This is a genomic window from Actinoplanes sp. NPDC048791 (assembly GCF_040650095.1).
Lineage (GTDB): Bacteria > Actinomycetota > Actinomycetes > Mycobacteriales > Micromonosporaceae > Actinoplanes.
The window spans coordinates 1-5,785 of sequence record NZ_JBEZGQ010000540.1 but is presented as its reverse complement, the minus strand read 5'-3'; the positions used below and the strand labels follow the sequence as shown (position 1 = coordinate 5,785).

Genomic DNA, 5,785 nt, shown 5'->3' with positions numbered 1-5,785 from the left:
GCTGGCCGAGACGCTGGCCGGGCTCGGGCTGGGGGTGCCGGCGACCGCACCGGCGCCGACTCTGCACGCGACGACGACGGCTCAGCCGCCGGCGGTGCTGCGGCAGTTCCAGGGCGATCCGGTGCAGCTGAACCTGATGAAGGTCGGTATGCCGGAGGAGATGGCGGCGCAGATCGTCGGCGGGGACACGTACGCCGGGGTGCTCAGCGTGCTGGCGTCGCGGCCCGGCGCACCGCCCGTGCCGGACGCACCCGGCGAGATCCTGGTGCTCTGCGGGGATCTGGACCACGCCCTGCCGATCGGCCGCAAGCTCTGCGAGCAGGCCGGGATCGACCAGGCGCACCTGATGCTGGGCGGGCCCACCGCGGCCGGCACCGGCATGCACTCCTCGCGGGTGCTCGGTGACCCGCCGGCCGCCGCGGGCAAGGCGGAGCGGCTGCAGAGCGCCGACCACGCCTGGATCGTGGTGGTCGACGCACCGGTCGGCGGGACGGACCCGATCTGGGTCAGCGACATGTGCGACGCGCTGGGCGCCACGGCGGTGTGGGCGGTCGTGGACGCGACCCGCAAGACCGCCGACACGGCCCGGCACCTGCGGACGCTCGGTGAGGTGGAGGCGCTGGTCGTGCACAGCGTCGACATCACCTCGGACCCGGCCACCGTGCTGGGCCTGGACCTGCCGATCGTCTCGCTGGACGGCAAGCCCGCCACTCCGCACGCCTGGGCCGCGATGCTGTGCGCCCGGATCGCCGCGGACGTGGTGCCGATGGCCGCTCTCCCGCGGCGGCCCGCCCGGGGCAGGTAGTCCGTGATCCGTCCCTCCGTCCTGCTGTTCGCGCTGCTGATGAGCGCACCGGCGCTGTACCGCTATCTCACCGACGAGGTCGACATCAGCCAGGTGCTGATCCGCTTCCTCATCGCCGTGCCGATCGCCGCGGTCCTGCTCGCCGGCCTGCGTTTCGTCACCGCCGGGTACGGCAGGACGGAGGAGCCGGGCACCCCCACGACGCCGACCCCGGGGGCGCCCGATTCGTCAGGCTCTGCGGGGATTCACGACACGCCTTGACAGTTCGTTAACAATTCCCTTTTGTTAGCATATGTTACCTCCGGTGCTCGACTGCCCACCGGAGGTGAACTGTGCCCGCTGACCGCCCGGTCATCGTCGTCGGCTGCCCGCGCTCGGGCACCACGATGCTGCAGCTCATGCTGCACGCCCACCCCCGCATCGCGATCCCGCCCGAGACCCGGTTCGTGCTCGGCGTCTATCGCGAGCGCCGCGACTTCGGCGACCTGTCGGTGCCGGCCAACCGGCGCGCCCTGGCCCGCCGGATCGTCGACCACCAGGAGACCCGCTTCTGCGACCTCGGCCTCGACGCCGAGGACGTGGTGGACCGGATCACCGCCGGGCCGGGCACGCTCGGCTCCGCGCTGGGCACGGTCTTCCAGCAGTACGCGGCCCGCTTCGGCAAACCGCGCTGGGGCGACAAGCGACCGGCCTACCTGCACAACATCGACATCCTGCTGCGGCTCTTCCCGGACGCGCAGTTCATCAACATCGTCCGCGACGGCCGGGACTGCGTGGCCTCGCTCAAGGAGATGTCCTGGCACCGCAAGGACATCTACGCGACGGTCGCGGCATGGGCCCGGGCCGTCGACGATGCCCGCCGGGCCGCCCGGCGCCTGGGACCGCGGCAGTGGCACGAGGTGCGCTACGAGGACCTGGTGGCCGATCCGCACGGCCGGCTCGCCGCGATGTGCGCGTACCTGGGCGAGGAGTACCACCCGGCGATGGCCGAGCCGTCCGCGGTGGCACAGGTGGCGGTGCCCTCGTTCAAGACCTGGCACGCGCTGACCCACGCACCGGTGACCACCCAGCGGGTGCAGAGCTGGCAGACCCGGCTCGACCCGGAGGAGATCGCCCTGTGCGAGGCGGCGCTGGGCTCCCGGCTCGTGGCCAGTGGATACGAGCTGTCCGGCACGATCCGTCCGGCCCCGGCCGAGCTGCTGCGCTACGGCTGGACCGCGGCTCCGCAACGGCTGATCCCGGCCCGGCGTGGTCTGAGCCGGGCCGCGAGCCGGCTGCGCCCCGGCCGGGGGCTGGCGTACGTACCGGGGATGACGCTGACGCAGCGGATCGCGTCAGAGCCGTACGAGACGAACGGCCGGGTCGACGCCGGCCAGCCGTGACAGGTCGGCACCTTCACCGGCCCTGATCTTCCACAGGCCCCGCACCATTCCGTCGACCGTCAGCGCGGCGTCCGGCACCAGGTACGGACGCCGCTCGGCGGCCACGATGCGGGAACGGTCGGCGTGACCGAACAGCACACTGTCGAGGCCGGGCGAACCGTACGGGTGCCGGCACGGCCGGCCCGGGCGCGGCGCGTCCGGCAGGTCGAAAAGCTCGACGCCGGAGTCATCGTGAAAGGCGCGCAGCCGCGGGCGTAGCGCCGCGAAGACCTCGCGCAGCCGGGTCATGCCGCTCCAAGCCTGCATGTCCCGAGCGCGAACCCGTCGATCCGGTTCCACAGACCGAAGTAGGGCAGTTCCGGGTCCTGGCCCGGCAACCCGGCGAGATGCTCCAGGTCAGGGACTGACCGTTGCGGGCGCGGGGATCTGCTCGTGAGTGCCGAGCGAGTGGATCCCCGCGCCGCTGCCTAGACGACCGAGAGCGACAACTTTCCCTTGCCGTAGCGGGCCACCTCGACGGTCAGGTCCAGGCGCTTGCCCAGGGCCAGCAGGTGCGCGCGGGCGTCGTTCGGGATGTCCATGCCCGGGTAGATCACCTGGTAGAGCTTCACGTGCGGGGCGCCCTCGCGGTTGAGCAGGCTGGTCAGCACGTTGCACAGCTCGAAGACGTTCTCGGCCAGGTTCGGGAAGAGCTTCTTCTCCTCGATGCTGTCCTCCGCGGCGCCGGCCGGGAGCAGGCCCAGGGCGGCGCCCGCGTTGGCCGCCAGCGACAGCTGCATGCCGAGCACCGCGTAGAGCTGCTGCGACGTGTCCGCGTAGACGGCGATCACGGCGGTGGGCAGGTCCGCGGCGGTCATGGGATCACCCGGCGAGACGTTGACGTCGCGGCCGAGCAGGTCCTCGAAGAGATTACGAACGGTGAGGGCGACGGGGATAACCGAGGTGTCAGACATAGCTATATCATCCCAAAATAGGAGAGAAGACCTCGTCAAAACGTTCCGCAGTGAACGGCTTGACGATGAAGAAAGCCGAACCGGCGGATTCCGCCGCCTGCATCATCTCGGGCGTGCACTCCGAGGTCACGAAACCGAACTTCACGTTGTTGCCGGCCGCCCGCAGCTGCCGCAGCACCTCGATGCCGGTCATCTCCGGCATGTTCCAGTCCGAGATCACCAGATCCGGCTTCTCGGCGACCGCCATGTCCACGGCCTGCTGCCCGTCGGCCGCCTCGACCAGGTCGTGATCGCCGAAACCGGCCTGCCGCAGGGTCCGGGTGACGATCTGGCGCATCACCCGGCTGTCGTCCGCGATCAGGATCTTCATGCGCTTGCCTCCTGCTTCACGCTCTGCCACATCGAGATGGAAACCGGCTCGCCGTCCCAGACGCCGTAGAGGCCGCTGATCCGCTCGGCCGCCGGGTAGTACGAAGCAGTGTCGGGCGCCAGCACCACGGTCGGCAGCGAGAGGAAGCAGCCGGCGGGCAGCATCGCCTTGACGTTGCCGCCGACGATGTTCGCGAGCTCGCCCAGCACGTCCGAGATGTCCTCCTGGCCGACCTCGTCCGCCTCCATGGCCAGGAACGCCGCGGCGGCCTTCTTGGCCGCGTCCCGCGACGAGGCGTAGACCAGGTGGCCGTGCCAGTTGCCGGTGATGGAGACCGTCGAGTGCACATCCGACGGCTGTTTCATGTCGCCGTGCACCACCAGCGGGCTGACCCCCTCAGGATCGAGGTACGACACCCACACCTGCTCCACCATCTCGGCGAGGTCTCCCTCGGTCACCACAGGTTCGCTCATGAGTTAGCTCCGGTCGGAACGAGGCCCAGCAGGGCCAGTTTTTCGATCATCGCGCCCTCGGTGAAGGGCTTGATCACGTATTCGTGGGCGCCCGCGGCCAGGGCCCGGACGATCTGGCTCTGCTCGCTCTCGGTCGTGACCATGACCAGCGTCATCTCCCGCAACCGGGGTTCGGCGCGCACCTTCGTCACGAACTCGAGCCCGTTCATGTTGGGCATGTTCCAGTCGATGAGGGCCAGCTCCGGCACCTCGGTCATCGTGGCCAGCAGATCGAGGGCCTCCTGGCCGTCACCGGCCTCGACCGCCTCGAAGTTCAGCTTGGCGACGATGCGCTTGAGAATCATCCGCATCGCCCGGGAATCGTCGATCACCATGGCACGCACCGCAGCTCACCCCTTCCTCGCGGTACCGGCCGGCACCGCGCTCCGCACTCGGTAGGCAGAGGTCCGGCCGGCCGCCACCCGTTCGTAGTTGTCGTCGATGCCGATCGTGGTCTCGGCAGCGCCGAGGAACAGCCAGCCGTCCGGACGCAGCAGCCGGGCGACGTTGCGCAGCACCGACTTCTTCGTCGCGACGTCGAAGTAGATGAGCACGTTGCGCAGGAAGATCACGTCGAACGGCGGCAACGCCGGCAGCGGCGCGGTGAGGTTCATGAGCTTGAACGACACGTTGCGCCGCAGCCCCGGGGTCACCCGCCAGTGCGCGCCGGCCCGCTCGAAGTACTGGACCAGCTGGGTCGCGGGCAGCCCCCGGTTGACCTCGACCTGGCTGTACTCGGCGGCCTCGGCCCGCTTGATCATCTCGGTGGAGATGTCACTGCCCATGATCTCGTACGACCACCCCGCCGGCAGGTTCTCCTGCAACGTGATCGCGAGGCTGTACGCCTCCTGACCGCTGGAGCTGGCCGCCGACCACAGCCGCAGCTTGCGGTTCGTCCCCCGGGTGCGGACCAGCTCGGGCAGCACCACGTCGGTCAGCGCGGAGAACGGCTCCCGGTCCCGGAACCACGAGGTCTCGTTGGTGGTCAGCGCGTCGATGATCCGGCGCTGGTCGGCCGGGTTGGGCCGGCGCTGCAGGTTGGCCAGGAACTCGGCCACACTGGCCGCGCCCACCTGCCGGGCCACCGGGATCAGCCGCGCCTCGACCAGATACTCCTTGCCCGGGGCCAGCACGATGGCTGCCTCCCGGCGGACCAGGGCCGAGACGAACGAGAAATCGGCTGCCGAAAGGGTCATCGGGTCACCGCCGTCGGACGCGCGACGCGACCGGTCTGGACCCGCTGGATCAGTGCGGCCGCGATCCGGTCCAGCGGCAGGATCTCGTCCGCCAGCCCCGCCCCGACCACAGCACCGGGCATGCCCCAGACCACGGAACTGGCCTCGTCCTGCGCCAGGACTTCGGCACCTGCCTCACGCAGCACCTTCGCACCACCCCGTCCGTCGTATCCCATGCCGGTCAGCACCGTGGCGAACGCCGAGGCTCCGAAGAGCGCGGCCACCGAACGGAACATCACATCGACCGCCGGACGGCACGAGTTCTCCGGCGGCGCGCCACTGAGCTGGGTCAGCGTCGCGGTGCTCCGGCGTTGCAGCACCAGGTGCTTGTCGCCGGGAGCGATGTAGACGGTGCCGGGTGCGAGCTCCATGCCGTCGCCCGCCTCGACGACCCGCAGCGAGGTGCTGCGGTCGAGGCGCTCGGCGAACATCCGGGTGAAGACCGGCGGCATGTGCTGGGTGACCACGATCGGCACCGGCAGGTCGGCGGGCAGCGCCTGCAGCACCTTGGTGAGCGCGTCCGGGCCG

9 protein-coding genes and 1 pseudogene are annotated in these 5,785 nt (G+C 70.3%); 3 read left to right on the top strand and 7 right to left on the bottom strand.

The genetic code is table 11. The features are described from left to right. The 3 genes and pseudogenes from AB0C29_RS30440 to AB0C29_RS30430 all read left to right on the top strand — a co-directional run. A pseudogene (locus AB0C29_RS30440) lies at nt 1-805 on the top strand (hypothetical protein); the annotation flags it as partial. Nucleotides 806-808: 3 nt separating this feature from the next. Beyond that, nucleotides 809-1,066 (top strand): hypothetical protein, encoded by a 258-nt coding sequence (locus AB0C29_RS30435; RefSeq protein WP_360545779.1) that lies wholly within the window; start codon nt 809-811, stop codon nt 1,064-1,066. A 71-nt stretch (nt 1,067-1,137) separates the two neighbouring features. Then, nucleotides 1,138-2,187, top strand: a complete 1,050-nt coding sequence (locus tag AB0C29_RS30430) for a sulfotransferase (RefSeq protein ID WP_360827271.1) — start codon at nt 1,138-1,140, stop codon at nt 2,185-2,187. Here AB0C29_RS30430 and AB0C29_RS30425 read toward each other — a convergent pair. The 7 genes from AB0C29_RS30425 to AB0C29_RS30395 form a co-directional block, all read right to left on the bottom strand. Further along, complete coding sequence (locus tag AB0C29_RS30425; protein WP_360827268.1) at nt 2,140-2,493, bottom strand: DNA glycosylase AlkZ-like family protein; 354 nt, start codon at nt 2,491-2,493, stop codon at nt 2,140-2,142. The genes AB0C29_RS30430 and AB0C29_RS30425 overlap by 48 nt on opposite strands. Nucleotides 2,494-2,654: 161 nt before the next feature. Then, on the bottom strand, nt 2,655-3,140 hold the full coding sequence (locus AB0C29_RS30420; protein WP_360827266.1) for a hypothetical protein: 486 nt from the start codon (nt 3,138-3,140) through the stop codon (nt 2,655-2,657). Between the two features lie 7 nt (nt 3,141-3,147). Beyond that, nucleotides 3,148-3,510 carry a response regulator gene (locus AB0C29_RS30415; protein ID WP_360827264.1) on the bottom strand — a complete coding sequence of 121 codons (363 nt, stop codon included), beginning with the start codon at nt 3,508-3,510 and terminating at the stop codon, nt 3,148-3,150. Beyond that, on the bottom strand, nt 3,507-3,983 hold the full coding sequence (locus tag AB0C29_RS30410; RefSeq protein ID WP_360827262.1) for a chemotaxis protein CheX: 477 nt from the start codon (nt 3,981-3,983) through the stop codon (nt 3,507-3,509). The genes AB0C29_RS30415 and AB0C29_RS30410 overlap by 4 nt, the downstream gene beginning before the upstream one ends. Continuing rightward, complete coding sequence (locus AB0C29_RS30405) at nt 3,980-4,357, bottom strand: response regulator (RefSeq protein ID WP_246595167.1); 378 nt, start codon at nt 4,355-4,357, stop codon at nt 3,980-3,982. The genes AB0C29_RS30410 and AB0C29_RS30405 overlap by 4 nt, the downstream gene beginning before the upstream one ends. 15 nt (nt 4,358-4,372) lie before the next feature. Further along, nucleotides 4,373-5,218, bottom strand: a complete 846-nt coding sequence (locus tag AB0C29_RS30400; RefSeq protein ID WP_360545791.1) for a protein-glutamate O-methyltransferase CheR — start codon at nt 5,216-5,218, stop codon at nt 4,373-4,375. Further along, nucleotides 5,215-5,785: CheB methylesterase domain-containing protein (locus AB0C29_RS30395; RefSeq protein WP_360827260.1), on the bottom strand; the 571-nt coding region annotated here is incomplete at its 5' end. The genes AB0C29_RS30395 and AB0C29_RS30400, both read right to left, overlap by 4 nt.